The 26,134-nt window shown below is 64.4% G+C and carries 25 protein-coding genes; 12 read left to right on the top strand and 13 right to left on the bottom strand.

Annotated elements, in window-relative coordinates; all coding sequences use genetic code 11:
* Positions 1-44 precede the first annotated feature (44 nt).
* Positions 45-629: a DinB family protein gene (locus tag RY1_RS09750; RefSeq protein WP_072803317.1), complete on the bottom strand. Its 585-nt coding sequence runs from the start codon at positions 627-629 to the stop codon at positions 45-47.
* Positions 630-789: 160 nt separating this feature from the next.
* Here RY1_RS09750 and RY1_RS09745 point away from each other — a divergent pair, with 160 nt between their 5' ends.
* A complete protein-coding gene (locus RY1_RS09745) occupies positions 790-1,710 on the top strand; it encodes a DICT sensory domain-containing protein (protein ID WP_072803429.1) in 921 nt (306 codons plus the stop codon).
* Positions 1,711-1,716: 6 nt separating this feature from the next.
* Here RY1_RS09745 and RY1_RS09740 read toward each other — a convergent pair whose 3' ends face one another.
* A complete protein-coding gene (locus RY1_RS09740) occupies positions 1,717-2,727 on the bottom strand; it encodes a LacI family DNA-binding transcriptional regulator (RefSeq protein ID WP_072803316.1) in 1,011 nt (336 codons plus the stop codon).
* 168 nt (positions 2,728-2,895) lie between these two features.
* Here RY1_RS09740 and RY1_RS09735 point away from each other — a divergent pair, with 168 nt between their 5' ends.
* Both RY1_RS09735 and RY1_RS09730 read left to right on the top strand, forming a co-directional pair.
* Positions 2,896-4,071 carry a Gfo/Idh/MocA family protein gene (locus tag RY1_RS09735; protein WP_072803315.1) on the top strand — a complete coding sequence of 392 codons (1,176 nt, stop codon included), beginning with the start codon at positions 2,896-2,898 and terminating at the stop codon, positions 4,069-4,071.
* A gap of 73 nt (positions 4,072-4,144) precedes the next feature.
* Positions 4,145-5,137, top strand: coding sequence for a sugar phosphate isomerase/epimerase family protein (locus RY1_RS09730; RefSeq protein WP_072803314.1), 993 nt, complete (start codon positions 4,145-4,147; stop codon positions 5,135-5,137).
* 38 nt (positions 5,138-5,175) lie between these two features.
* Here the strand turns inward: RY1_RS09730 and RY1_RS09725 are convergent, their stop codons facing one another.
* The 3 genes from RY1_RS09725 to RY1_RS09715 are packed head-to-tail and all read right to left on the bottom strand — an operon-like array spanning position 5,176 to position 8,518.
* A complete protein-coding gene (locus tag RY1_RS09725; RefSeq protein WP_072803428.1) occupies positions 5,176-6,552 on the bottom strand; it encodes a glycosyltransferase in 1,377 nt (458 codons plus the stop codon).
* Positions 6,549-7,586, bottom strand: coding sequence for a glycosyltransferase family protein (locus RY1_RS09720; protein WP_072803313.1), 1,038 nt, complete (start codon positions 7,584-7,586; stop codon positions 6,549-6,551). The genes RY1_RS09725 and RY1_RS09720 overlap by 4 nt, the downstream gene beginning before the upstream one ends.
* Positions 7,583-8,518 (bottom strand): WcbI family polysaccharide biosynthesis putative acetyltransferase, encoded by a 936-nt coding sequence (locus RY1_RS09715; RefSeq protein ID WP_072803312.1) that lies wholly within the window; start codon positions 8,516-8,518, stop codon positions 7,583-7,585. The genes RY1_RS09720 and RY1_RS09715 overlap by 4 nt, the downstream gene beginning before the upstream one ends.
* A gap of 130 nt (positions 8,519-8,648) precedes the next feature.
* Between RY1_RS09715 and RY1_RS09710 the strand changes: the two genes are divergently transcribed.
* The 5 genes from RY1_RS09710 to RY1_RS09690 all read left to right on the top strand — a co-directional run bounded on the left by RY1_RS09710 (position 8,649) and on the right by RY1_RS09690 (position 13,169).
* Positions 8,649-9,740, top strand: a complete 1,092-nt coding sequence (locus RY1_RS09710; RefSeq protein WP_245819578.1) for a glycosyltransferase family protein — start codon at positions 8,649-8,651, stop codon at positions 9,738-9,740.
* Positions 9,737-10,816 (top strand): glycosyltransferase, encoded by a 1,080-nt coding sequence (locus RY1_RS09705; RefSeq protein WP_072803311.1) that lies wholly within the window; start codon positions 9,737-9,739, stop codon positions 10,814-10,816. Before RY1_RS09710 ends, RY1_RS09705 begins: the two co-directional genes overlap by 4 nt.
* Positions 10,813-11,796, top strand: coding sequence for a glycosyltransferase (locus RY1_RS09700; RefSeq protein ID WP_072803310.1), 984 nt, complete (start codon positions 10,813-10,815; stop codon positions 11,794-11,796). The genes RY1_RS09705 and RY1_RS09700 overlap by 4 nt, the downstream gene beginning before the upstream one ends.
* Positions 11,793-12,620 carry a glycosyltransferase family 2 protein gene (locus RY1_RS09695; protein WP_072803426.1) on the top strand — a complete coding sequence of 276 codons (828 nt, stop codon included), beginning with the start codon at positions 11,793-11,795 and terminating at the stop codon, positions 12,618-12,620. Before RY1_RS09700 ends, RY1_RS09695 begins: the two co-directional genes overlap by 4 nt.
* A 63-nt stretch (positions 12,621-12,683) precedes the next feature.
* Complete coding sequence (locus RY1_RS09690) at positions 12,684-13,169, top strand: GNAT family N-acetyltransferase (RefSeq protein ID WP_072803309.1); 486 nt, start codon at positions 12,684-12,686, stop codon at positions 13,167-13,169.
* A gap of 35 nt (positions 13,170-13,204) precedes the next feature.
* On the opposite strand, the gene RY1_RS09685 is transcribed toward RY1_RS09690, so the two are convergent.
* Positions 13,205-13,387, bottom strand: a complete 183-nt coding sequence (locus RY1_RS09685; protein ID WP_072803308.1) for a hypothetical protein — start codon at positions 13,385-13,387, stop codon at positions 13,205-13,207.
* 71 nt (positions 13,388-13,458) lie between these two features.
* On the opposite strand from RY1_RS09685, the gene glgX reads away from it, so the two are divergent.
* Entirely contained in the window at positions 13,459-15,507 is a 2,049-nt protein-coding gene (gene glgX / locus RY1_RS09680; protein WP_072803307.1) for a glycogen debranching protein GlgX, read from the top strand.
* A 10-nt stretch (positions 15,508-15,517) separates the two neighbouring features.
* On the opposite strand, the gene RY1_RS09675 is transcribed toward glgX, so the two are convergent.
* Complete coding sequence (locus RY1_RS09675; RefSeq protein ID WP_072803306.1) at positions 15,518-17,299, bottom strand: acyl-CoA dehydrogenase; 1,782 nt, start codon at positions 17,297-17,299, stop codon at positions 15,518-15,520.
* A 110-nt stretch (positions 17,300-17,409) separates the two neighbouring features.
* Here RY1_RS09675 and RY1_RS09670 point away from each other — a divergent pair, with 110 nt between their 5' ends.
* Positions 17,410-18,039, top strand: coding sequence for a TetR/AcrR family transcriptional regulator (locus RY1_RS09670; RefSeq protein ID WP_072803305.1), 630 nt, complete (start codon positions 17,410-17,412; stop codon positions 18,037-18,039).
* On the opposite strand, the gene RY1_RS09665 is transcribed toward RY1_RS09670, so the two are convergent.
* The 3 genes from RY1_RS09665 to RY1_RS09655 form a co-directional block, all read right to left on the bottom strand.
* On the bottom strand, positions 18,032-18,676 hold the full coding sequence (locus tag RY1_RS09665; RefSeq protein WP_072803425.1) for a ScbR family autoregulator-binding transcription factor: 645 nt from the start codon (positions 18,674-18,676) through the stop codon (positions 18,032-18,034). The two genes, RY1_RS09670 and RY1_RS09665, sit on opposite strands and share 8 nt — an antisense overlap.
* A 124-nt stretch (positions 18,677-18,800) precedes the next feature.
* Entirely contained in the window at positions 18,801-19,415 is a 615-nt protein-coding gene (idi, locus tag RY1_RS09660) for an isopentenyl-diphosphate Delta-isomerase (protein WP_084727287.1), read from the bottom strand.
* The gene (locus tag RY1_RS09655; protein ID WP_084727303.1) at positions 19,412-19,828 is read right to left on the bottom strand and encodes a hotdog domain-containing protein; all 417 of its coding nucleotides are present in this window, start codon (positions 19,826-19,828) and stop codon (positions 19,412-19,414) included. The genes idi and RY1_RS09655 overlap by 4 nt, the downstream gene beginning before the upstream one ends.
* Positions 19,829-19,982: 154 nt before the next feature.
* Here RY1_RS09655 and RY1_RS09650 point away from each other — a divergent pair, with 154 nt between their 5' ends.
* The gene (locus RY1_RS09650; RefSeq protein WP_245819577.1) at positions 19,983-20,912 is read left to right on the top strand and encodes a DAPG hydrolase family protein; all 930 of its coding nucleotides are present in this window, start codon (positions 19,983-19,985) and stop codon (positions 20,910-20,912) included.
* Positions 20,913-20,936: 24 nt separating this feature from the next.
* On the opposite strand, the gene nhaA is transcribed toward RY1_RS09650, so the two are convergent.
* The 3 genes from nhaA to RY1_RS09635 form a co-directional block, all read right to left on the bottom strand.
* Positions 20,937-22,226 carry a Na+/H+ antiporter NhaA gene (nhaA, locus tag RY1_RS09645; protein WP_245819576.1) on the bottom strand — a complete coding sequence of 430 codons (1,290 nt, stop codon included), beginning with the start codon at positions 22,224-22,226 and terminating at the stop codon, positions 20,937-20,939.
* Positions 22,227-22,314: 88 nt separating this feature from the next.
* Entirely contained in the window at positions 22,315-23,790 is a 1,476-nt protein-coding gene (locus tag RY1_RS09640; protein ID WP_072803302.1) for an FAD-dependent oxidoreductase, read from the bottom strand.
* Positions 23,791-23,825: 35 nt separating this feature from the next.
* Positions 23,826-24,734 carry an AurF N-oxygenase family protein gene (locus RY1_RS09635; protein WP_072803301.1) on the bottom strand — a complete coding sequence of 303 codons (909 nt, stop codon included), beginning with the start codon at positions 24,732-24,734 and terminating at the stop codon, positions 23,826-23,828.
* 275 nt (positions 24,735-25,009) lie between these two features.
* Here RY1_RS09635 and RY1_RS09630 point away from each other — a divergent pair, with 275 nt between their 5' ends.
* Entirely contained in the window at positions 25,010-26,134 is a 1,125-nt protein-coding gene (locus RY1_RS09630; protein ID WP_072803300.1) for a glycosyltransferase family protein, read from the top strand.

Below are 26,134 nucleotides of genomic sequence, written 5' to 3'. Positions count from 1 at the left end.
CACGGGCCACCGACGGGAGTGATCCGCGCAGCCGAGTCGGGTGATCACGTCTCGAAGCGCCGAGCTGCCTCGTCGAGTCGATCGCGGTAGGCAGCCCAGTACGCCGCTTCTGTGGACGGCAGATTGTGGTTACGCACGGACAGGCCGACCGAGCCGTCGATCGACTCGCGAACGATGTCCGCGTGCCCTGCATGGCGATCCATGTCCGCGATGACGTGCACGATGATGCGATGCAATGTCACGTGCGCCCGGTCCTCGGGCCAGTGCGGAACCAGGCCGGGTGCATCGAGTGGAAGCTCGGCGATGGTGGCGTCGGAGTGCACCGTGATTCGCTCGTACAGTCCGAGGATGTACTCGGAAGATTCGTCCGGGGTTGCCCACATGTCCGAATTCAGCTCCGCGTCGACACCCGCCCACGGGATGTCCTCGTCGAACGGGCGGTCGAAGGTCCACCCGAAGTATCCCAACTCGACGGCAGTCAGGTGCTTGACGAGCCCGAGCAGATTGGTGCCGGTCGACGTCATCGGCCGGCGTATGTCGTACTCCGACAAGCCATCCATTTTCCACAGGATCGCCTCGCGGCCGAGTCGAAGATAGGTCTGGAGATCGTCTTTCATCGAGTCCGTCATCCATCCACCCTCTCAGACCGAATTCCGATTCCTCTTCGGTGGCAATCCCGACACCGCAGTTATCGTTCCGTTACATCCGTTGCGTGTTCGTTACCGCGCGGGATGCGGCGCCGCGATCCTGATCCGACAGGATCGGTTCGGCACACGATCAGGAGGCGAGATGCACCACCGCACGCTCGCGCTGGACGACGACCTCGTCCACGTCGTCGACGACAGATCCTGGATCGCGAATCCTTCCGAAACACTGCACGCTGTCGAACGCGCACGGAGCCGACAGATGATCATCACCGCACGCGACGTCGGCTCCAGACCGGCATCCTTGAGCCTGCTTCCGCTGATCGAGCCCGACCTCATCTTCCTCGCGTCCGAATCGACCGGACGCACATCCGATGCACAGACCGCCCGCATCGCACATGCGCTCGCCGCGCACACCGAACGAACGGGTGCGGTGATCGTCGCGTGCGGAGTCGATTCCGAGCAACACCGCACCACAGCACTCTCGTTGGGCGCGACTTTCGGGACGGGCGCGCTCTTCCCCGGCTCCGAATCTCCTACACCACTCCGTGATTCGAGCGCGAGGACGCACATCTCGTCGACGTGGAGTACACCGACCACGCTGTCGACATCACCGTTCCAGATCGCGGCGTCGACCGGCGCGGTGAAGACGAGTCGCAAGAGCCTTCTGATCGAGATGAGCACGCACATCGAATGGCAAGCAGGCAGTGCGGGCCAGGAGACCATGCTGCTCGGCACATTCCAGCACGCACGCCATTTCGGGGGCCGAGCGAGCGAGCGCTGGAACTCGCTCGCCGAACGAATGGCGTACACCGGAGTGTGCGGAACCGGTATGCCCGCCGGTGTCGACTCACTCATTCACAGCGCACCGCTGGATCCCGAAGATCCGCTGACCACGGAATGGAACGTGGTCGTGTTGGCCCCGCATTTCTGTTGCGTGCTGTCGGCCAAGGACCTGTTCCGCGGCTCCGCCGAGAACAACCGTGAGTTCGACTACGTGGTCTCGCACGACAGAAGCACCGTGGTGCGCTGCGCCAGAACGATTCTGCACCGGTTCGCCGGATAGGGTGCTCTAGACGACGTGGGTGGCCACGGGCCCGGTCGTGCCGCGCACCACGAGCCGAGGTCGCAGAACACTCGACACGGCATCGGTACGTCCGCTGTCCAGCCGTTCCACGGCAGCTCGGATCGCTCTGCTCGCCTGCTCTTTCGGTTCCTGGCTCACCGTGGTCAGATCGATGTGTGCCATCCGTGCGAGCGTACTGTCGTCGTAACCGGTGATCGAGATCTCTCCTGGAACCGAAACCCCTTGCCGCTGCAGCGCATCGAGCAATCCCACTGCGCTGCGATCGTTCGCGGCGACGATCGCGGTCGGCCGATTGCCTGCGTCGGCGAGAAGATCGACGACGGCGCTCGGCGCACACTGCTCGGTGAAGTCGCCCTCCACGACGCGGATGACGTCGTCGAGACCATGGCGGTGCATTGCACGACGGTATCCGGCGTGGCGATCTCTGCCGATGGCGCCCGATCCGCCGGTGAGGTGAGCTATTCGACGATGCCCCAACCCGACGAGGTGGTCTACGGTCACGCTCATACCGCGTGAGTCGTCGGCTCGGACCGCGTCGACGCCCTTGATCCTGCGTCCCACCGCGACGAGGGGAACTCGCGCGCCCCAGGCACCGAGCGCGTCGTCGGATGCTTCGGGTCCGAGCAGAACCACTGCCTCACACCGAAAATCCAACAGAGTTTCGATGACGTCGGCTTCGGCATGTGTCGGAGTGACCGGGCCGAGCACCACCTCGTAGCCGACCTGGGCGGCCTCGGCCACCATGTGCTCGACCATCTCCGCATGAAAAGCATTGCGGATGTCGGTCATCACTCCGATCAGGTGAGTGCGACGCAGCGAGAGCAACGCGGCGGTGCGATTGGGTCGGTAGTCGAGTTCGGCCGCGACGGCAAGCACGCGTTCCTTGGTTTCCGCGCTCGGTCCTGGCACGCCCCGAAAGATCATCGATACGAGGGCCTTGGACACCCCGACCCGATCTGCGATGTCCTGCATCGTCACCGACTTGCCGACCGTCATGGAACTCCTCTCGCGTCGACTCTCATGATGTAGCACCGCGGGCGCAGCCTTGACATTGCGGTGATCGGTGTCTCATAGTAACCGAGTTAGACCGGTCAAATAGACCGAACTAGCAATGGCCGTTCTCGACCTGAAAATCACACGCCCGGAAGAAAGTAGTCACGTTTCATGACACAGAACTCGATCGGCGTCGCCGTCGTCGGAGGCGGAATGGCCGGACGCGCGCATGCCGCCGGGTACCGCACGGCCTCCACCCTCTTCGAGACCGAGCGTCCCCACGTGCGCCTCGTCGCGATCGCCGACACCAACCAGGCCGTCGCAGACGACACCGCCACGCGCTACGGCTATTCCCGGGCCGAGTACAACTGGCAGGCCGTCGCCGAAGCCGACGACATCGACGCAGTCAGTGTCGTCGTAGCCAACCACCTGCACCGCGAGATCGTCGAGGGCCTCCTTGCCGCAGGAAAGCACGTCCTGTGCGAGAAGCCCCTCGCGGGATCGATCGCCGACGCCGAATCCATGGTCGCCGCAGCCTCCGAGGCCACGGGAATCGCGTCCGTGGGGTACACCTACCGCCGCTCCCCCGCGGTGCAGGCCATCGCGAACGAACTCGAAGCAGGACGCCTCGGCGACATCGTCCACTTCGACGGCCGCTATCGTGCCGACTACTCGCTCGACCCCACCGGCCCGATGACGTGGCGCTACCGAGGCGGTCAGGGAACCGGCGCGCTCGCCGACGTCGGCAGCCACCTGATCGATCTCGCCGAGTTCGTAGTCGGCCCGATCACCGAGGTGCGCGGTGCTCAGTTCTCCACCGTCATCACCGAACGCCCGGTACCGGTCGGCGTCACCTACGGTCACACCAGGGCCGAGACCACCGGCGAGACGGCGGCCGTCGAGAACGAGGACATCGCCACCTTCACCGCCACGTTCGCGGGCGGATTCGTTGGCACGTTCTCCGCATCCCGTGTCTCGCACGCCAACCCGGACGGACTGTCCTTCGATGTGTTCGGCACCAAGGGATCGGCATCGTGGGCCCTCGAACGAGCATCCGAGTTCCACATTTCCACGACGGACATCGACGACACCGTCAACGGCCGTCGCCAGGTCGTCATCGGACCGCAGCACCCCTACATCCAAGGCGGACTACCGATGGATGCCGGCGGTGTCGGGCACGGTAAAGCCGAGTTCTTCGCCTACCAGGCGCGGGCGTTCCTCGACCAGATCGCAGGAGTCTCGGGCCTCCCCGAGCTCCCCGACTTCGCCCACGGACTGCGCGGCATGCAGATCGTCGCCGCCATCGCCGAATCCGCGGCAGGCAGCGGTATCGCCGTCAAGATCTGAAACAGCACCGTCGAGATCCAGTAGGACAACCACCGCGTAACTTCGAAACCCATTCAAAGACAGGATCATCCCCATGAAGCTCGGCGTCTACAACGCAATCCTGCACGACACATCCCTGCCCGACGCAGTGGCGACCGTCGCCTCCCTCGGCCTCGAAGGCATCGAGATCAACTCCGGGGGATTCCTTCCTGCGGTACATATTCCGGTCGACGACCTGCTCTCGGGTACGGTCACACCGGCTGAGTACCTGGCCACCTTCGAGGGCACAGGCGTTTCCATCGCGGGCCTGAACTGCAACGGCAACCCTCTCCACCCGGATCCCGAGGTCGGCCCGGAGGACGCCGAGGATCTGCGCAAGTCCATCCGCGTCGCCGGGTTGCTCGGCGTCGACCGCGTCGTCACCATGTCCGGACTGCCCGCCGCGCACGCAGGCGGAACCTGGCCTGCGTGGCACGTCAACACGTGGGACTCGGGCTACCTCGACTCGCAGGACTACCAGTGGCACGAGGTCGCGGTGCCGTTCTGGAAGGAGATCGACGCACTGGCCCGTGAGAACGGCGTCAAGGTAGCCATCGAGATGCATCCGCAGAACCTCGTGTTCAACCCGCCCACGGTGAAACGCCTCGTGGACTTGGGCGGGCTGACATGCGTGGGAGCCGAAATGGACCCGTCGCACCTGTTCTGGCAGGGAATCGATCCGGTCAGGGCCATCGAATGGCTGGGGCCTCTGGTCTTCCACGCGGCCGCAAAGGACACTCGCATCAACAAGAACTGCGAGATCTACGGCGTCCTCGACGACCGTTTCACGCGCATCCCTGCTGATCAGAACCCCACCGGCCTCGGCGGACAGCATGTGGTCAACAAATGGCCCGAGGATTCGGCGTGGGACTTCGTTGCCGTCGGCAACGGCCACGACGTGGCGTTCTGGACGCGTTTCCTCGCCGCGCTAGAGAAGGTCGACCCGAACATGGCTGTCAACATCGAGCACGAGGACACCGCGTACGGCGCGATCGAAGGCCTACAGATCGCGGCAGCGAACCTGAAAGCAGCAGCGGCAAGGCTCTAGCCAGTCACCACGAGGACCGGGTCACCACGACAATCTGGTCACCACGACAGCCAGGGCTCGTGGGTATCGACCGACAGACCCACGTCCGATCGATGGCGACGACGCCTCCCGAACAACGCGTCGATCAACTCCGGCTCGCCGATACCCGTCGGGGTGGACCAACGTGCGGACCGGTGCAGGGCTCGCGACGGGCGCATCACCACCGTCGCATCCGGCTCGTCGAAATCGATCACCACTTCGCCTGCACCGCCTGGACCCAGATCGCCTGCCAGAAGTGCAACAGTGTCCACCGAGAAGATCACACGTCCGGAGACGTCGAGGACGAAGCGGCTGCGTGAGCGGACTGCAGCATCGGGGTATCCCGTGGATATGCGCGAATCCTGCAGTCCGAGTGCGTCGTACAACTCCTTCGAGTGCTCACCGTGGAGCCACACCGCGATGTCACCGTTGCCGAGCAGACTGGCGAGAGTCACCGACAGCGACGCGGCGGTCTGTCCGGCCGTCGACACCAGAGCGATGCAGTCGGGTATCCGATATCGCAATCCGGACGTCCGGGCACGCGGGTCGGTGATCAGCGGCGCCAGGGCCAATGCCTCGGCGTTCTTTCGGTCCGTCCTGCCCTGCACTGCGCGCTCGGCCCAGTCCGGTCCGTCGTGCCAGGCCACCGCCCTCGGCTCGTACGCGAGAACTGCGCCCATCATGAATGCACGATTGGCGAACTCCCAGTCCTCTCCCCCGTACTGCACGAAGGACTCATCGAATCCCCCAGCGGCGTCGAACATTTCGCGGCTGCACGTCAACACGGCACTGAGAACGTACTTGTACCCGTCCCAGCCCGGTTGAAGCAGATTCTCGGTGCGCTCGTAACCCTCGACGAGCCACCGAGGCTCGGTCTCGTCCGACTCCTCCATATACGCGTTGTCCGAGATCCACTGGATCACCGCATCGCTGCCGATGCTCGACAGGTCTGCATGCTTGCGCCGCCCCACCACGACCACATCCGGTGCAACGGATGGCAGCGCCACCGCGCGGCGAATGTAGTCGGGAGTCGGCACGGTGTCCGCGTCGAGGAAACACAGGACCGAGCCGGACGACGCACGGGCACCGAGGTTTCGAGCGGCGGCAGCGCGAAAGCCCACATCTTCCTGGTGGACGACCCGGATCGACAGGACACTCTCGTGGTCTCGGACCACCGGCGGCACGGCCGAACCGTCGTCGGCGACCACCACGTCGAGCCGGTCGAGGGGATAGTTCTGCGCCGCCAGCGCAGCGAGGACGAGCGAGAGTTGACGTGGTTGTTCGTAGTACGGGATGACGACCCCCACCCTCGGAAGCCCTACTGCGGCGTCGATCAGATCCCATCGGTTGTCCGGCAAGGCGATTCGGCCGTCGCCGAGCTGCACCACCCGGGTCATCTCGTCCACCGCGTCAGGTGTTCGTCGTACGCCGCCGCGACGTCGGAGGGCGATGGAACCGGTTCGACCGACGTGTCGATCCAAGTACTCGTCGAATCATCGATGGCCGACGCGATCGCGTGCCGAAGCGAGCCGTCGTCGTCCGCGTGAATGGAGACGACGCCGGGAGAGCGATCGTCCAGTTCCGTGATGTAACCACCTCTCGGCACAAGCGGTTTGCGCCCCTGGGCAATCCACGTGTTGATCGAACCCGACGCCGACAGGTGACGGTGATACGCGACCGGGACGGTGACCTCGTGAATTCTGCGCTCCAGTTCTTCGTCGCCCAGAAACCCGGTGATCTCGATGCGCCTTCCGGTCCGTGCCGCGACGCCGCGAAGTTCGTCGGCGAGATATTCGTGACCCGGAGAGGGCGTCCCCAGCGCCACGAAACCGACGGAGATCGGCAGATCCTCCATCGCACGGAGTGTTTCGATGTGGCCCTTACCTGGATACAGAAATCCGAGAACCCCCACGGTCGGCGCGGTAGGGGTGGACAACCGCCTGCGCGGGGGCCGCGTCCCGATCATGAGCGGAACCATCGCGGGCACGATCGAATCGTCGACCACGTTCTGCAGCAGTGCGGTCTCGTGTTCGCTCGAGACGATCACCCCTGCCGCCACGCGCACCACAGTTCGGTAGAACTCCGCCCGCGCCTGCATCGCTGCGCCGTCCGACGGCTGGGGTAGGTCGTGCAGTGTGACCGACACATCCGTTCCCAGCGCGTCGACCAACGCCGAGAACCTCTCCGTGGCCTCGCCGGGGGTGCGTCCGAACAATCGGTCCGTCACGTGAATGTGCACCAGGGAACAGTCGAGCGGCGGCAGTTCGGCATCCGGCGACTCCAGAAATGCACAACGGTGATCGGTTCCGAAATCCACCCGTCCACCGTGGGCAAGAGCCCCGTGAACAAGCGCATCGTGAACCGATATCGCGTATTCGACGACTCCGTGCTTCCGAGGCCCGACGACGAGGTGGCAGACCGCCGAGGTCACGAGGCAATCCCGAGAATGTCGAGCAGTTCGCCGTACCGGGTGATCGCCGCATCGATGAACTCGGGATGTTCTGCATACCACAGCATCTGGGTGGCGTAGATCTCGCGTTGCGTCAGCGTGTCACCGTCGAGAGTCCATGTCGGTCGTTCGGCTGCGTCGAGCTCCAACGCGTCCACGACGCGGTTTTCCAGAGGCGTCCGAACAGTGCCGAGCAACTCCCGATCGGGTCGCGTCGGCTCGGATCCGCCGACGGCGTCCAGCACGCGCCCGCCGAGCCTCATGAGCACTCCGTTTCCCGGATGGTTGATCGTATGCGCGGCATCGGCACCCTGACTCGACAGAATGTCCGATATCCCGACGTCGCAGTCGCGCGACTCACGCCTGGCGAGTTCGGCGATGCTCCAGATCGCTGCACTGCGGATCTGCTCGGCGGAGACGTCGACATCCCAGTTTTCGAATCGAGTTCGGCCCTGACGCGCCGAGAGTATCGTCCGCAGGTCGTGATACGGGACACCCGTCGGAACCGCGGCAGGCCGGTCGGGATGACGCACGATCACCTGGAACGGGAACAACCCGCCGTAGCGGATCACCGGCCAGACGATCTTTTTCGTCGACGCTCGCGCCATCGCCATGATGTCCGCGGTTCCGATCGGCAATCGGCGGTATGCCGGCCGTACCGGCTGCGACGCCACTACGTCCGCACCATCGAGCAGACGTTCCACATGCGGAATGTCCTCGGCGGTCAGCTCGTGAACCGGAGGCACTCGAACGGTTCGGTACGGTAGATCTCCGGCACTGGCGAGCACGATCCGCAGCGCCTCCGCCTGGCAGTTTCCCCAGACGACGAGGGTGCGGCGATCGTCGCGGTCCTGCACCCGAGTCACTCCGTAGAACTCGCCGTAGTGCAGTGTTCGCCCGTCGGGTGCCGTCACTGCTCCCCGAACGCTCGCCGACGTTCGCTGTAGTATGCGGTGGTCACATCGATACACTCCCTCTCGAGCATCCGGGCCGGGTTCGTCACACACCCCGTATAGCCCGTCTGCAGACAGAGGAACCATCGATTTGATCACTATTGCCTCGGTTCCCACAGCACACCGATACGTAGCTCATCTGGAGACCGGAGAACTCGACACCGGCAACTCCGGTGTGTTCAGGCTGCCCGATCCCGTCCCTTCCGGGGCACGGACCAACGATCCATGGTGGCCACCTCGATGGCTCGACCCCGAATGGCTTCGCGGGCACACCGACCGATTCGATCTGCTGCACCTGCACTTCGGATTCGACGCCCTCCCTGTCGAACAACTGGAGGCGCTCGTGCACGTGTTGCGCGCGGACGAGAAGCCCTTGGTGTTCACGGTGCACGATCTGCACAATCCGCACTTCGCCGACAACACACTGCACGAGCGTCAACTCGATGTACTCGTGCCCGCCGCAGACGAACTCATCACGCTGACCACCGGGGCGGCCGCCGAGATCCGAACGCGGTGGGGAGTCGACGCCACCGTGATCCCGCATCCCCACATGGTTCCTCTCGATCGGGTCGGGAACCGGCGTACACGCTCGTCGGTGTTCGTGGTCGGTGTGCACGCCAAGAATCTGCGTGCCAACCTCGATCCGCTCGCGGTCATGGACACCATCGTGGACGTCGTGAACGAGTTACCGAATTCGATTGTCCGCCTGGACATCGACGACGACGTCGTGGGATCGAACGGTCGCCCGGATGCGGGCGCGACGGGCGCAGCGTTGCGCCGATACAGCGCTCGCGGCGTGGACGTGCGTATTCACCCGAGGTTCGACGACGACGAGTTGTGGCAGTACCTGACCGAGATCGATGCGTCGGTCCTGCCGTATCGATTCGGCACCCATTCGGGATGGCTCGAAGCGTGTCACGATGTGGGCACAGCCGTCGTAGCTCCGAACTGCGGCTACTTCGCCGATCAGAAGCACTGTCACACATACGACTTCGGAGTCGGCCGCTTCGATCCGAGTACGCTGCGACTCGCGCTGCACGATGCCTACTCCTCGCGACCCGCAGCCCCTTCCGTCGATCGTGCCGAACGTGAGACGGAGAGAAGGACGGTCGCCCGAATGCACGAGGCCGTCTACACGCGCGCCATGGCTCGACGCGCCGCAACCGTCGGAGGCATACGGTGACTCGGCCGCTGCGCATCGCGCTGCTCGGGTCGTCGAACTTCCCGATCGCGGAGCCGTTCGCCGGAGGCATGGAGGCGCACATCTGGCTCCTGGCCCGTGCGTTGACCGAACGCGGACATTCGGTGACGCTGTTCGCGGCGGAGGGTTCCAGTGTCGATGTCGCACAGGGGGTCATCGACGTCGCCCGCCTCGAGCTGAGCGAGATTTCCAAGGCGGACATCACCACACCTGCACGCGCCGTCAGCGAGCATCACGCCTATCTGTCGGTCATGCTCGATCTCGCCGGCGAGCTCGGCACCCACTTCGACGTGGTGCACAACCACAGCCTGCACTACTTACCGATCGCGATGTCGCCTGCTCTGCCCATGCCGATGTTGACGACGCTGCACACGCCGCCGTTCGCCTGGTTGGAGTCGGCGGTCGCGATCTCGGGCAGCAGTTCGTGCGAGTTCGCCGCCGTCAGCGAACACGCTGCGCAACAGTGGGATCCGGTGATCAGCGGCGTCAACGTCGTACTCAACGGCATTTCGCTCGAGCGGTGGCCTGTCGGCCCCGGCGGCGATCGTGCAGTGTGGTCCGGTCGTATCGTGCCGGAGAAAGGCACGCATCTCGCGATCGACGCCGCCCGTATCGCCGGTATCGATCTCGTGCTGGCCGGACCGATCTCCGACACAGACTATTTCGACAAGGAAATCGCGCCGCGACTGGGCAGCGATGTGACGTATACGGGCCACCTGAGCCAGGACGAACTGGCCCCGCTGGTCGGCGGATCCAGCGTCGCGATCGTGTCACCGGTGTGGGAGGAGCCCTACGGGCTCGTCGTCGCCGAGGCACTCGCGTGCGGAACGCCGGTTGCGGCATTCTCCCGGGGTGGCATTCCCGAAATCGTCGACCTCTCGTGCGGGCGTCTCGCTCGTCCCGATTCGGCGGAACATCTGGCTGTCGCGATCACCGAAGCCGCAGGGTTGTCACGCCGCGATGCTCGCAGGCGCGCGGAGACGGTCTGTGCCGACAGCCGAATGGTCGAGTCGTATCTCGGCCTCTACGAGAGCATGCTGGCTGGAGTGTCGGCATGATCGGGTACTACGCGCATCATCAGGGGGCGGGGCACGTCACTCGGGCGACGACGATCGCAGCAGCGCTGAACGAACCGGTCGTCGTGCTGTCGTCGCGGCATCGTCCCGCGCACAGCGACATCGACTGGGTCACACTGCCACTCGACGTCGACGACCACCACTCGTACCCCGACTCGGCGGCCGGCGGCATCGCGCACTGGGCACCGCTCGGCGTCAACGGGTTGACCGATCGAATGGCGATGATCGCAGCATGGATCGCGGCCACACGCCCCCGCCTGTTCGTCGTCGACGTATCCGCGGAGATCGCACTGTTCGTACGATTGATGGGGGTGCCCGTCGTTGTCATGGCGATGCCCGGCGAGAGGACCGACGAGCCACACCGGCTTGCATATCGTGCTGCCACACACATTCTCGCGCCGTGGTCGCAGACCGTCTACGATCCGGCGTGGCTGCACGATCATTCCGGCAAGACCGACTATGTCGGTGCGATCAGCAGATTCGACGGGCGTGCACGCCGGTCGTCCGGGGACGCGCCCGATGTTCTGGTGCTCGGCGGTGCGGGTGGAACATCGCTGACCGCAGAACGTATCGCCGACGCCGCCGCGGCAGATGCCCGATACCGCTGGAAGGCAGTGGGTCTCGACGAGGCTTCGTGGGTGGACGACGTGTGGCCGCTGTTGTGCTCCGCAGGCGTCGTGATCACACATGCAGGGCAGAATGCTGTTGCCGATGTCGCGTGCGCCACTGCGCGGGCAGTGGTCGTTCCGCAGCACCGGCCGTACGGTGAACAGGACGCGACGGCACAGTCGCTGGCGAGATCGCGGGTAGCCGTCGTCGTTCCCGAATGGCCCGAGGCACGCCGCTGGCCGGCGCTGGTGCGTGCCGCTCTCGAATCCGATCCGGGGGCATGGAGACAGGTGCGGCAGTCGGGAGCAGCCGCACGTGCGGCGGACGTGCTGACGCGGGTGGCTCGCTCGTGAAGGTGTCGGTGATCACGGTCGTCGCCGGGCGCCACGAACACCTGGCGGCACAGCTGCGCGGGGTGGCGGAATCGTCGGTGCCGCCGTGGCAGCACGTGGTGGTATCCATGGGAGACAACGACATTGCCGATCTCGCAGGTGACGCGGCGACCGTCGTGCAGATCGAGGCACCGACCGGGCAACTTCCGATCGCACGGGCACGCAACGTCGGCGCTCGTATCGCGAGCGAGGCGGGCGCAGAGCTGTTGGTGTTCCTGGATGTGGACTGTATTCCGGACCGGGATCTGCTCCGCAGGTACGAGGCGGCTGCCGATGAGAGAGGTAACCGTCACTCGCTGTTGTGCGGGCCGGTCACCTATTTGCCCCCGCGACCGTCTCCTTGGACACCCGCGGACCTGCGGGCCGCCGTCCAGCCGCATCCGGCTCGGCCGGATCCACCGCCCGGAGTCGTCGAGGTCGGAGCGGACTACGACCTGTTCTGGTCACTGTCGTTCGCCTCCACGCCGTCCACCTGGAACGACATCGGCGGATTTCACGAGGGCTACTCGGGATACGGCGGCGAGGACACCGATTTCGGTGCCACGGCACGGGCCACCGGCGTCGGGTTGCGATGGGTCGGCGGCGCGCACGCCTATCACCAGCATCACCCCGTGTCCTCGCCCCCGGTCGAACATCTGGGTGACATCGTGCGCAATTCCGTCCTCTTCCATCGACGTTGGAATCGGTGGCCGATGCAAGGATGGCTCGACGAGTTCGAGCGGCGCGGGCTGATCTCGCGAAAAGATGACGGTACTATCTCTCGCACCGACCTGAACGACGAGTGAACATCGGACCGGCGGGTATACAGGCCGCCGGACCTACGGAGAACAAAACGAGGATTGCATTCCATGAGCACAGCGCCAGGCAGCCCGAGCACCGACCGACCACCGACCCTGGTCAGGGCATGGGCACCCGACCTCGAGATCGGACAGCTCTATGCCGTCCTGGAACTTCGCGTCGAGGTATTCGTGGTGGAGCAGGCGTACTTCTACCCCGAATTGGATGGTTACGACCTCCTACCCCGCACACGGCACTTCTGGGTCGAACGCGACGGCGACGTGATCGGAACCGTTCGTCTACTGGAAGAGAACACCGAGAACACCAAGGAATACCGTCTGGGCCATCTCTGCACTCGGCGTTCTGCTCGAGGTCAGGGTCACACGACGCGGTTGCTGCAGGCAGCGCTCGCCGACGTCGGGCCTGCTGCATGCCGAATCGACTCGCCCAGCTACCTGGTGGAGATGTACACCCGGCACGGGTTCGAGCGCAGCGGTGACGAAAAGCTCGACAACGGTGTTCCGTTGGTTCCGTTGCTACGGAGCGCACGGCCGTAGCAACGGAAATCGGGCCGCAGAATCGACGCTCGGGGTCAGCTGCCTTCGGTGTCGTCCACGAACGCCCAGTCGCCGTCGTGGTCGACCTCGAGCCGCCACCCCAGCTCGGAATTGTCTGCCTTCTGGTCGATGAACCAGGCATGTGCGTCGTCGGCACTCTCGATGCCCTTGGTTGCGACGACGTCGCCGTGCGGGTTCAGAACTCTGTAATCAGCCATGTGTGTTCGTACCCACGCCGTGGTCGATCCCAAACGTGTTTACCCCACCGGGGCCGGGGTATCGAACCACAATGACCGATGCCGCGTCCCCCATCAGCAAGCCCTATCCCCTCGGAGTGTCGCTGCTACCCAGCGGCGAAGCCGACGTCGCGGTCTATTCCGAGACCGCGGATTCGATCACCGTGGTCGTCGTCGACGACAACGGCGCCGAAGTGTCGTCGACCGTGTTGGCGGAGCGCACCGGTCACGTATTCCACGGGTTCGTGGCCGATCTCGGCCCCGGATCTCGCTACGGCCTACGCGTCGACGGGCCATGGAACCCTGCAGAAGGGCTGCGGCACAACAGGAACAAGCTGCTTCTCGATCCGTACGCGCGAGCCATCGCCGGAGGTGTCGAGTGGAACGAAGCAGTCTTCTCCCATCACCACGAGAAGCCGGACGAGTTCAACGACGCCGACTCTGCGGGCTCGATGCCGTTGTCGGTCGTCACCTCTTCCGATTTCGATTGGGGATCGGACTCCCCTCCCCGCATCCCGCTCGATCGCACCGTCGTCTACGAGGTGCACGTCAAGGGCTTCACTGCCACGCACCCCGATGTCGACGAGAGCATTCGCGGCACGTATGCGGGCCTGGCACATCCTGCCGCCGTCGCAGCACTCGTCGACCTGGGCGTCACCTCGGTGGAGTTGCTGCCCGTCCACCAGTTCGTGCAGGACTCCCATCTACTGGAGGAGAACCGCCGAAACTACTGGGGCTACAACTCGATCGGATTCTTCGCCCCACACAACGAGTACAGCAGTGCAGGCGATGCGGGCGGCCAGGTCGACGAGTTCAAGTCGATGGTCAAGGCACTGCACGCTGCCGGCATCGAGGTTGTCCTCGACGTGGTCTACAACCACACAGCCGAGGGCAACCACCTCGGACCGACGTTGTCGCTCAAGGGAATCGACAACGGTTCGTACTACCGCCTGGTCGACGAGGATCGCAGTTCCTACTTCGACACGACGGGTACGGGCAACAGCCTCAACGTGGGTCACCCGGCCGCGCTGGCACTGATCATGGACTCACTGCGCTACTGGGTCACCGAAATGCATGTCGACGGTTTCCGTTTCGATCTCGCGAGCACGCTGACCCGTCAGGACGCGGATCTCGACAAGCACAGCGCGTTCCTCGATCTGGTACATCAGGACCCCACTCTCGCGTCGGTCAAGCTCATTGCCGAGCCGTGGGACACTCAGGGTTATCAGGTCGGTGGGTTTCCGGCTCGGTGGTCGGAATGGAACGGCAAGTTCCGCGACGACGTCCGCGACTTCTGGCGCGGTGAACCCGGATCGCTCGGCGCGTTCGCGCAGCGAGTGACCGGCAGTCCCGACGTCTACGAGGGAAGCCGCAGGCCGACTCTGGCGTCGGTCAACTTCGTGACCGCGCACGACGGGTTCACCCTTGCCGATCTGAACAGCTACGACGACAAGCACAACGACGACAACGGTGAAGACAACGCCGACGGCGAGTCCGACAACCGCTCGTGGGGGTGCGGCGCCGAGGGCCCGACCGACGACGAGGGCGTGCTGGCGCTGCGTGCTCGCCAGCAGCGCAATCACCTGGCCACGCTGCTGCTGTCGGCCGGCGTGCCGATGATTCTCGGCGGCGACGAGATCGGTCGATCGCAGAACGGAAACAACAACGCCTACTGCCAGGACAACGAACTGTCGTGGTTCGACTGGTCGACTGCCGACGGTCCGCTACGAGAATTCACCGCCGATCTGATCGGTCTGCGGGCGGCGCATCCTGCGCTGAGGCCGGTGTGGTTCCGGCGCGGTAGCGACTCCGACAGCGCCGATACCGTCGACTTCTACCGCGCCGACGGCGAACGGTTCGGCGACGAGGACTGGACCGACGACACCGCGTTGTCGATGCTGATCCGCATGGCTGCGGCCGCGGACGACACGGCATTCGCCTGGATGGTCAATTCGTCGTCGACGCCCGTCGAATTCACTCTGCCCGAGGCTCAGTGGAGCCAACGGCTGTCGAGCGACCCGGATCAGAAGTACGACACAGGTGAGCCGACCATCCTGATTCGCGAGCACTCGTTCACGCTCGTGACGACGCCGACGAGCTGACCTCCCCGCGTCAGAACCAGGCCGGATCCATATCGAGAGTCGTGCGGTCCATCGAGGCCAGCAGGTCCAGCTGCGGCCCTACTTTCGGTAGCTCGTATCGGAAGAAGTATCGAGCTGCCTGACGCTTGCCGTCGTAGAAATCTCCGGTCTTGTCCCCCACTGCGCTGAGCTGCTCCAGCCACATCCACGCGATGACGACGTGTCCCACGGCTTCGAGGTACACCGACGAATTGGCCAGTGCAACAGCCGGTTCACCGGTCGAGAACAGGGCGGCGGTGACCTCGACGACACGATTCCACACGAGCCCCAGGTCTCGGCCGAACGACGCGGCCGCGTCGTCGGCGCCGCGACTCTTGGCGATCGTCTCGTCGATACGTGAACCGAGCAGCAGCAGGCCTGCCCCGCCCTGCATGGTGACTTTTCTTCCGAGAAGGTCCAGTCCCTGAATCCCGTGTGTTCCTTCGTGAATGGGGTTCAGCCGGTTGTCGCGGTAGTACTGCTCGACGTCGTAGTCCCTGGTGTAGCCGTAACCCCCGTGGACCTGGATCGCCAGACTGTTGGCCTCGAGGCACCACTGCGATGGCCAGCTCTTGGCGATGGGTGTCAACACGTCCAGTAGCAGCGTCGACTCCGCTTTCACGGTCGCGTCCTCGGTGGTGTCCTGCTCGTCGACGAGTCGGGAGCAGTACAGACCGAGTGCGAGTGCACCTTCGACGTACGATTTCTGCGCGAGCAGCATGCGTCGCACGTCGGCATGCTCGATCAGTGCAACCGCAGGCGCGGCCGGATCCTTGGCGCCGAGTGGTCGACCCTGCGTTCTGACCTTGGCGTACTCGAGCGACTTCGTGTATCCGACGTACCCCAGTGCGATGGCGAGGAATCCGACACCGATCCTCGCCTCGTTCATCATGTGGAACATGTAGGACAAGCCCCGGTGCTCTTCTCCGACAAGGAATCCGATTGCTCCGGGCCGGGGACCCGTGGAGTGTGTTCCGTCGCCGAAGGCCAGAAGCGTGTTCGTCGTTCCGCGGTTACCCATCTTGTGGTTGAGCCCGACGAGGGTGACGTCGTTTCGGGCGCCGTCGGGCAGGAATTTCGGAACGATGAACAGCGAGATCCCCTTGACGCCGGGCCCTCCGCCCGGAACCTTGGCCAACACGAGATGGACTATGTTCTCGCTCAATTCGTGATCGCCCGCCGAGATCCACATCTTCGTTCCGGTGACCAGATAGCTACCGTCGTCCTGCGGCTCGGCACGGGTCGTGATATCGGCGAGTGACGAACCCGCCTGCGGTTCCGACAGGCACATCGTGCCGAAGTACTTGCCCTCGAGCATCGGCCGGACATACCGGTCGATCTGATCCTCGGTGCCGTAGGTGGCGATCAGATTCGCATTGGCAACGGTGAGGAACGGATACGACGACGTCGACGCGTTCGCGGCCTGGAACCACGCCATCGCGGCGCGGGCCACCGTGGTCGGAAGCTGCATTCCTCCGACACTCTCGTCGAACTGGCTCGCGATGAGCCCGGACGCCGAGTAGATGTCGAGCGCTGCCTTGACCTCGTCGATCATCGCGACGGTGCCGTCGGACCGCATGGTCGGCTCGTTCGCGTCGGCCTTCTTGTTGTGGGGCGCGAAGTGCTTGTGTGCGATGTCGGCCGACAGATCCATCACCGCGTCGAACGTCTCTCGCGAGTGCTCCGAGAAGCGTGCCCGTGGCAGCAACGACTCCACGTCGAGCCATTCGTAGAGCAGGAAGTCGAGGTCGCGGCGGGAGAGCACGTCGGTCATGAGGAGTCCGTTCGAGGTCGGCAGCAACTATGCGATCGCATATTTTCTATACGACTGCATATACTGGCGTCACTGCTGCACCGTGTCAACCCTTCCGACGAGGAACCCCCATGGCGACTACCGAAGACATGACCGCGACCGAAGAACAGGTAGGCACCTCGAAGGCGGCCGCCCGGATCAGGAACGCGGCCATCGAGATATTCGCGGAGAAGGGTTACGGAGCGACATCGACGCGCGAGATCGCGGCCAGCCTCGACCTGAGTCCCGGCGCTGTGTATCCCCACTACAAGACCAAGGAATCGCTACTGTTCGCGGCAAGTCTCGAGGGGCACCGCATGGCTCTCGGCACCGTGCAGGAGGCCGATTCGATCGGGGGGTCGGCCACCGATCGACTCGTCGCAGTCGTGGCTGCCTACGTCAGGTTTCATGCCAGACATCATGCGCTCGCTCGGGTCGTGCAGTACGAGTTGCGATCACTGACGCCCGAGCACTTCTCGATCATCGCGAGCGTGCGAAGAACCACCTCGAACGTCTTCGTCGACATCATCGAGACAGGCAACTCCACCGGAGAGTTCCAGGCCCTCGACACCGACGCGGCGACGTTGGCGATCACATCACTCGGAATCGACGTGAGCCGGTGGTTCCCCACCGGGGCGTTCGCCGATCCCGACGTCGTAGCCGATCGCTACGTCGAATTGGCCCTGCGCATGGTCGGATCCGCGCGATCCGCGCTCAGGTGACGACGGTCCAGTCGCGGGGTTCGGATGCAGCCAACGCCAGAGCTCGGTCGAGAGCATCGACGCGCGCAACAGCAGGCAGCAGTAGGCGCCACATCTCGGACAACCGCTCATAGAGGTCGACGCGGCCGTGGAGGACCTCGGAGAGCGTCTGCACCCCGGTGAACGCGCCCACGACGAACATCGTCAGGGCCTCGACGTCGACACCGTCCGCGATGTCGCCTTCTGCGGCCGCACGCGACGCGAGCGCTCGGATGCCCGCGATCCAGTCGAGATACGGTTGCTGCACCGACCCCTCGATACTCCCGATCTCCAACGTCAGACGCATGCCACCACGGGCGACCGGCTCGACGACCAACTGGCGCGCCATTTCCTGACTGACGAGGATCAGTGCGTCGAGCGCCGTCGGGACATGCGCGACGACCGCCTCGTACCCATCCATCGCCATTCGGTGCTGCTCGTCGATCACTGCTTTGGCAAGGTCTTCCTTGGAGGAGAAGTGAAAGTACATCGCCCCCTTGGTCACTCCCGCATGAGCCAGAATGGTCGACAGACTGGCGGTGCCGTATCCGAACTTCTCGAAGCTGACCGCTGCACCTACCAATACCGCACGGCGGGTGTGCTCAGCACGTTCCTGCACGAACACCCCCCGTTTCGGGTTCGCATCCGATGACGATCGACCATTCCTGCCTGTAGTGCACAGGTCAACCTTATCGGGTCGAGGGTCGGTTGTTCGAATGACACGGGACGCTTTCAGGACATGGTCAGTGCAAGTGTGGTGTATACGTAGCTGCCGCCGGAAGCTGCGCTGGATCCCCCGCCGGCCACCGCGTAGGTTCGTCGCCGAGCGCGACCAGAAGAGGAACCTGCTCGCTGCACCACGGCGACACGTCGCCGCCCCCGAGCACGAACGTCGAGAAGTCTCTCCACGGGATCCATTCCGCCCGATCGACTTCGTCGAGGTTCGGTTCAGGAGCCGGTCCGTCGTAGAGAACACCGAAGACAGGACACAACTCGTTCTCGACCATGCCGTTGCTCATCTCCGCGCGGTACCGGAATCGGGGCAAGAGCAAAGTAGGTGCAGGAGAATCGATTCCAAGCTCCTGAGCGAGGCGTCGCACGACCCCTGCTCCCAGATCCTCTCCCGGTGCGGGGTGCCCACAGCAGCTGTTGGTGGTCACCCCCGGCCACGTCGGTTTACCGTGCGCGCGCACGGTGACGAGAACCTCGTTGTTCGAGTTGAAGACATAGCACGAGAACGCGAGGTGAAGTGGTGTTCGTGTGGAATGCACAGTCGCTTTGGCGTGCGTTCCGACAGAACGTCCCGCGTCGTCGACCAGGACGACGTCTTCTCTCGGGTGTTGTCCGATAGCGGTCACGTCACCGTGTTCCCTTCGAGGCTGCCTGCCGAAACCTCCAGGATCCGGCGCTGCGCGTGGGTGAACGGGCGCGCGACTCCGTCCACCACGTGCACCAGTGTGAACGATGCGACCGCCGCACGTACGCCATCCTGCTCGATACCGACCTCCACGACGACGGAGCTGCGGCCGACTCTCTTCACCACCACCTCGACGTCCACGGTCCCCACCAGAAGTTCCCGGGAGAAGTCCGATGCGACGTTGACGATCACGACCTCTCGTGCGGTGAAGGCTCCGGCACTGGCGTGGTGGAGCGCGCTCGCCCACGCCTCGGTCGCCAGTTCGAGTGCGAGATAGGCGGGTACGTGCGCGTCGTCGACGATCGTCCCCTCCCGCGTCGGCCGATGGGTCAGCGGCAGGGTGCTCCGATACATAGTGCGCACGCTACCGCGGCCTCCGGGTGTATCCACATTCGACGACAGTGACGTCCTTCCCCGACACACTGTCGATCGCACCCGCAGAACGAGATTCGACTGCGATCGACACCGGTTCCTTGACGACGCCCGTCGGCGGCTTTAGCCTCGTCCGATGCCGAGGCACTGGATCCCGAACCGACGTACAGTCCTGAGCGCTGCAGGCATGGCCATCGCAGTCGCGGTCGTCGGATCGGTACCGCGGAGCACTGCGGCACCGCGGCTGCCGGCGTGCGGCACACGCTATCGCGGCTATCGGACCGAGGACTACTCGCAGCCGTACGCATCGTTCATGACCGAGCACACCACCGAGGCTCCCCAATCCGTCCTCGACGCCTATCACGGCGGACCGATCGACCCGGCTCGTATTCCCCAGTTCGATTCCGTGACAACAGAACTCGCACCTTCCGGGTACGCGGAAGTCGAGACAGGCTACGGCCGGCTTCCCGACGGCGTCGTGTACGCGGCAGTCAGGACCGACATGCCAGGTGTGACGGCGGCGATGTGGGACTGGTGGTTCGGATGGCACTCGACGGAAGCTGCACGATACAAGCTCTGGCATCCCGACGCTCACCTTCATGCGTCACTGCGCCGTGACCTGACGTCGGCGCAGATCCCCGACCGGCAGAAGTACATCGGTAACACCACCTACGTCGACGAGTACGTCGGGCCGAAGCTGCAACAGTTGGCCATCGAGTTCCACGATCCGCTGCTGCACGGTTTCGACGTTCCAGCCGATCACACAGTCGTCTTCGGACGCGTCGGGAGCAGTATCGCTCCGATCGATCTGGGTTGGCTGGCGCATCAGGTTCGACCTACCGCCGATGGTTGCGAAATGCGCAGTCGGTTCTATCTCAATCTTCGGGGACTGCACGTACCGAATCTCGTCGAAGCCGCGTGCGCGATCGCACGTGGCCCATCGGTCGATCCGAGCGACGTGGTGCTGACCGTCGACCTCGCCAAGGACCTGATGCTGCACTGCGGGCAGGAAATGAACCACCTGGCCGGATTCCTGCCCGAGCTGCACCGGACTTTCGCTCACTGACGCGGAAGTCGCGCGCGCCGCAGCTCAACGGTCCTCGTGACCGTCCGGAACACCGTCGTAGACGTCGGGAACACCGTCGTGGTTGTCGTCTCTGGTCTCGATGTCATGGATCTTCTTGTACACGCGGTTGCGGGTGCGCAGGAGGATGGACGCACACAATGCCGCCAGCAGGGAACCACACAGCACGGCGATCTTGACATGGTCGTCGCGCTCGCCGGACCCGAATGCCAGCTCGCCGATCAGCAGCGACACGGTGAAGCCGATTCCCGCGAGCATCGAAATTCCCAGCACGTCGATCCAGCGGACGGCCGCGTCCAGCGACGCGCGGGTGAAGGTCGCGAGCACGTACGTGGTACCGAGGATCCCGACGGTCTTGCCGACGACGAGCCCTGCGATTATGCCGAGTGCCACCGGATCGGTCAGCGCCGCACCGAGCCCGGTCATGCCGCCGACCGTCACACCCGCGGCACAGAACGCGAACAGCGGGACGGCCAGACCCGCCGACAACGGCCGCATTCGGTGTTCGAACTCCTCGGCATGCCCGGATGCCACCGGGACCGCGAACCCGAGCAGCACACCTGCGACAGTGGCGTGAATTCCGGATTCGTGCACCAGGACCCACGTGCACATCGCGATCGGAGTCAGAATCCACCACGATCGAATCCCTCGTCGTACGGCCCAGGTGAACAATGCCAACGGAATCAGTGCGAGGCAGAGCGCGCGCACGTCGACGTCGTCGGTGTAGAAGATGGCGATGACGGTGATCGCCAGCAGGTCGTCGACCACTGCCAGCGTCAGCAGGAACGTGCGGAGCGCGGTCGGAAGGTGGGTGCCGATCACCGCGAGGATCGCTACCGCGAAGGCGATGTCGGTCGCGGTGGGAATCGCCCACCCCTGCAGGGCGCCGTCGCCCGTCCTGGCATTGACTGCGACGAACACGATCGCGGGTACCGCCATACCCCCGACCGCGGCGGCTATCGGCAACACCGCACGTCGTCGATCACGCAGGTCTCCCGCGACGAACTCACGTTTGAGTTCGAGGCCGACCACGAAGAAGAAAATGGCGAGGAGGCCGTCGGCCGCCCACGTGGACACGGTCAGATCCAGATGGAGCCAGGAGGGACCGAATCGGAAATCCATGAGCGCGGCGTACGACGCGGCGAACGGCGAGTTGGCCCAGATCAGAGCCGCGACTGCCGCGATGAGCAGCAGAACCCCGCCGACCGTTTCCTTGCGAAGAACAGCGGCAACCCGATTCGACTCGGGCCAGGATCCGCGGGAGAACAGCGGCGGACGTGGTGCAGATGCGGGCATCGGCGGTGAACCCTTCTCTCGACATGTTCGATTCATGCCGACCAGACTTCCCGGCGCACCTGCCGTCCACCCTAGCGAATGTTCACCATCACCCGAAAATCGAGCTCAGTCTCCCTCGACGCCCGCGTGGTCGAACAGGAGGATTGCTCACGACGTCGTCGAGCAGAGCGTCGACCGTCTGCTCCGCGTCGACCTTGTTGTCACCGATTCCACCGGTTGCACCTCGCTTGGCCCACCCGACCACGTAGCGGCCGGCCACGACCCGACCGTCGTCGTCCACCACGCGGCCCCCGACGTTCCGAACGGTCCCGGTGATCGTGTCGAACGGGAGCCCGGGCGAGGGCGTTCCGCGGTACCCGATGGCACGGAGAACCAGATCGGTCGGCACTGTCGAGGTGCCGGAGTCATCGGCGAGGTCGACCGATTCCACCGCGGTCGTCCCGTTCAGCCGGACCGGCGCTCGACCGAAACCGAACACGATTCGACGACGGTCGGCAGTCGATTCCAGATCCACCACCTCGGCACCGCGCAGCGCGGACGCGGGTGCGGACAACGGAAGCGAGTCGATGGACGCCAGAACCGCTGTAGGCCCAGCCACCACCACGTCGACCCCGGGCCGAGTGACGAGGGCCTGACATTCCGAACGCGTGAAGGCTGCGACATCCGGCCCCCTTCTGGCGGCGAGCACGACTTCGCGCACAGCACTGCGTCGCAGGGCCGCCAATGCGTGGGGTGCGATCTCGGTGTCGACCAGGTCGTCGGGGTCTGCAGTCAGGATTCGAGCGGCATCGAGGGCAACATTGCCGTTGCCGATGATCGTCACCCGTTCGACGCCCGCGAGATCGAACGCGTCGGCCGGAACATCCGGGTGGCCGGTGTACCAACCGACCAATGTTCTGGCACTCACCGAACCGGGCAGATCGATCCCTGGTATGTCGAGCTGTCTGTCGCTGTCTGCGCCCACCGCATACACGACGGCGTCGTGACGCGTGGCCACGGTCTCGTGTGCGATGTCCGATCCGACGTCGACACCCAGCTCCATACGCACCCTGGGGTGCAGGAAGATGCTGCGGAAGTGCTCTCCGATGCGCCTGGTGCCGATATGGTCCGGCGCAACTCCGAAGCGAGCAAGCCCGCCGGGGCTGGCGAGCCTGTCGTAGAACGTCACACGGCTTCCCGGCACTCTGAGCAGTGCCTGCGCGGTGTAGCAGGCGGCGGGGCCGGTGCCGACGATTCCGACGTCGAACGAGGGCATCTCGTTGACGGACGCCGGAGGAAATCGCGGCGCATCCCATGCCGTGTCCACAGGCCGATCCGCGTAGTAATCGGCGTTGATGTCGGCATAGATCGCCTGATCGGGAGTCAACCGGCTCACCCTCGTGATGGCATCGACCGGGCATGCGTCGGCGCAGGCTCCGCAGTCGATGCAACTGCGCGGGTCGATGTAGAGCAGGTCGGTCTTTCCGAAGTCCGGTTCACCTGGCGTCGGGTGAATGCAGTTGACCGGGCACACCGACAGGCACGATGCGTCGTTGCAACAGTTCTGAGTGATGGCGAATGCCATTGTTCGATCTCCGTCGTCGTTTCTCGATCGAGTCTTCAGAGCATGTGCAGTCGGCGGTAGATCGCCTCGGCGGGTTTGGTGACGAGTCCGCAGTCGTGCAGAAACGCCATGAGATGTTCGCTGCTCGTCCGCATCATCATGTGGTGGTGCGCGTTGTTCTTGGCTTCCTTCACCGCGCGTTCGGTGTCGAGACCCGCGGCCGCATACACACCCTTGTTCACCATGTTGGAGACGATGATCCGCGCTGCGATCGCAACCACGAGCGCGCTCGCTTTCCTGCGCGCTGCGCTCTTGCCCTGGATCCGCTCCCGCATCTGCTGGCGCGCGAAGGTCATGTGTCGCGATTCCTCGACCACGTGGATCTTGCTGGTGGTGCGGACGAGAGGCAGTACGTTCTCTCCGCGCATCCAGTCGCGCTGCATGACGTCGAGAACCTCTTCGGCGACGAGAATTCCACCGTAGGCCGCCTCCGCCGTCGCGAGGGCTTTGAAACCGCGCCCGAGTTCGCGGCTGGTGCGACGCGGCAGGTAGGAACGAATACCCATCTTCGTGCATGCACGCGCGAACATGATCGAGTGTCGACATTCGTCGGCGATCTCGGTCAAGGCGAACTGGAAGTCCGAGTCCGAGGAATCCTTGCAGTACTGATCACGCAGAACCATCTGCTGCAGGATCATCTCGAACCAGATGCCGGTACTCATGATGGAACACACCTCGTGCCGGGTCAGCAGAATTCGCTGCTCCTCGGTCATCTCGTTCCACAGTTTCGTCCCGTACAGGGTGCTCCACTGCGGATTGAGACCGTACAAGTTCGGATCGAGATCTTCGTTCCAGTCGACCTCCTGTGCGGGGTCGTACGAGAGCTGAGCCGCCGAATCGAGCAGACGTGCCGAGACATCCTCAGCTCCGGATATGGCGTTCGAAGTCGTGAATGTGCTGGTCATGATCGTGCATCCCTTCGTCGGCACTGTAACCGCAATTACCGTGACTCACTTTATCAGTTACCAGTCGTCACATCTACCGATTCTGCTTGTCGAACCGAACGCCGACAGGCAAAACAAGCTTTACGACGCTTTGATGACGTAACGTAGATCGGGCAGTCGGTTTTCCACGAGCGAGAATTTGCGCCTGCACAGACGCTCATCACCCGGGACCCGCCCCTACGACACCGCCCCAACGACACCGCCCCTACGACACCGCCGAAACGATCGATAGAAACATGCAGACCCCCACTGTCACCGTCGTCTACATGTCCGGCCGGAACACCGGCGGCGTGGACTACCCGGACGCTCCTCTGATCGAGGCACTGTCCACGTTCGTCCACGTTCTGTGGATCGACAGCGCTACCGGCGAGGGCGAACCATCCGGACCGGATCTGCAGCGGATCCGTCACAATCTGACCCGCGTGCGAACCTCGGCCCCTGCGGCCGAGCAGTCGATCGCGTCGGCGCTCGACCGACTCGGCGCCGACGCCGCGGCTGTGATCCTGTCGGATCCGATGGCTCGCTTTCCGCGCGCGCTCACCGGCCATCGACTGTTCTACATGACCGAGGATTGGGTTCTCGGCGCCAAGAAGTACGGGCTCTCACGCCGCGCTGTGCGCCGCGGAATCGAGATCAACTGCGCACGGGCCGATACCATCGCAGCGGTCTCGCACACGCTGGCGGCACGACTACACCTCTATTCGAAGGTGATCGATGCGGTCCGCGTCGTGCCTCCTGGATGCAGCCCCGTGGACAATCTCGACAAGCACGGCGCATATGACGAGCACGGCGGCGATTCGGTGGCTCTCGTCGGACCCCTCGACGAACGACTCGACTTCGACATCCTCGACGCTGTCGCCGACAGCGGCAGGCACATCCTCGCCGAAGGCAGCCGAACGATTCGGACTCCGCAGGCGACGACCGCCCGTCTCGATGCCTTCCTCGCACGTCCCAACGTCCGTTTGGTCGACGCCGCCGCGGCGGAATCACCGATCGCTGCCGCGTCGGTGGGGATCGTGCCCTACGTCCTCGACGCGCTCGATCTCGCACGATTTCCCTCGCAGACACTCGAGTACCTGGCGTTCGGTATTCCTGTTGTCGCAACCGACATCCCCGCCGTTCGCTGGGTCGACTCCGAGCACGTCACGATCGCCAGTTCACCTGCCGAGTTCGCGCGACGCGTAACCGAGATCGGTTCCGCAGTGCAGACTTCGGCGCACCGAGTCGAGCGGCGGTCGATCGCATCGAAGCACACGTGGGCCGCGCGAGCGGAAACGATGCTTCGCCTTGCCGGATTGTCCAGATGTGCACGTGCGGCACAATCGACCGTGCCAGCCACTGAAGCCGAACATCGCCGGTGA

Origin of the sequence: Rhodococcus yunnanensis NBRC 103083 (assembly GCF_001895005.1) — a bacterium.
GTDB lineage: Bacteria > Actinomycetota > Actinomycetes > Mycobacteriales > Mycobacteriaceae > Rhodococcoides > Rhodococcoides yunnanense.
The sequence above is the reverse complement of the archived record's forward strand: the minus strand, read 5'-3'. Positions and strand labels throughout refer to the sequence as shown.

Excerpts from the sequence above, each read along its gene's own strand:
- RY1_RS09670 (WP_072803305.1), top strand. The coding sequence starts at position 17,410 with ATGGCGACTACCGAAGACATGACCGCGACCGAAGAACAGGTAGGCACC.
- RY1_RS09655 (WP_084727303.1), bottom strand. The coding sequence starts at position 19,828 with ATGTATCGGAGCACCCTGCCGCTGACCCATCGGCCGACGCGGGAGGGG.
- RY1_RS09640 (WP_072803302.1), bottom strand. The coding sequence starts at position 23,790 with ATGGCATTCGCCATCACTCAGAACTGTTGCAACGACGCATCGTGCCTG.
- RY1_RS09650 (WP_245819577.1), top strand. The coding sequence starts at position 19,983 with ATGCCGAGGCACTGGATCCCGAACCGACGTACAGTCCTGAGCGCTGCA.
- RY1_RS09730 (WP_072803314.1), top strand. The coding sequence starts at position 4,145 with ATGAAGCTCGGCGTCTACAACGCAATCCTGCACGACACATCCCTGCCC.
- RY1_RS09750 (WP_072803317.1), bottom strand. The coding sequence starts at position 629 with ATGACGGACTCGATGAAAGACGATCTCCAGACCTATCTTCGACTCGGC.
- RY1_RS09735 (WP_072803315.1), top strand. The coding sequence starts at position 2,896 with ATGACACAGAACTCGATCGGCGTCGCCGTCGTCGGAGGCGGAATGGCC.
- nhaA (WP_245819576.1), bottom strand. The coding sequence starts at position 22,226 with ATGCCCGCATCTGCACCACGTCCGCCGCTGTTCTCCCGCGGATCCTGG.
- RY1_RS09700 (WP_072803310.1), top strand. The coding sequence starts at position 10,813 with ATGATCGGGTACTACGCGCATCATCAGGGGGCGGGGCACGTCACTCGG.
- RY1_RS09690 (WP_072803309.1), top strand. The coding sequence starts at position 12,684 with ATGAGCACAGCGCCAGGCAGCCCGAGCACCGACCGACCACCGACCCTG.
- RY1_RS09745 (WP_072803429.1), top strand. The coding sequence starts at position 790 with ATGCACCACCGCACGCTCGCGCTGGACGACGACCTCGTCCACGTCGTC.
- RY1_RS09685 (WP_072803308.1), bottom strand. The coding sequence starts at position 13,387 with ATGGCTGATTACAGAGTTCTGAACCCGCACGGCGACGTCGTCGCAACC.
- glgX (WP_072803307.1), top strand. The coding sequence starts at position 13,459 with ATGACCGATGCCGCGTCCCCCATCAGCAAGCCCTATCCCCTCGGAGTG.
- RY1_RS09740 (WP_072803316.1), bottom strand. The coding sequence starts at position 2,727 with ATGACGGTCGGCAAGTCGGTGACGATGCAGGACATCGCAGATCGGGTC.
- RY1_RS09630 (WP_072803300.1), top strand. The coding sequence starts at position 25,010 with ATGCAGACCCCCACTGTCACCGTCGTCTACATGTCCGGCCGGAACACC.
- RY1_RS09725 (WP_072803428.1), bottom strand. The coding sequence starts at position 6,552 with ATGACCCGGGTGGTGCAGCTCGGCGACGGCCGAATCGCCTTGCCGGAC.
- RY1_RS09675 (WP_072803306.1), bottom strand. The coding sequence starts at position 17,299 with ATGACCGACGTGCTCTCCCGCCGCGACCTCGACTTCCTGCTCTACGAA.
- RY1_RS09635 (WP_072803301.1), bottom strand. The coding sequence starts at position 24,734 with ATGACCAGCACATTCACGACTTCGAACGCCATATCCGGAGCTGAGGAT.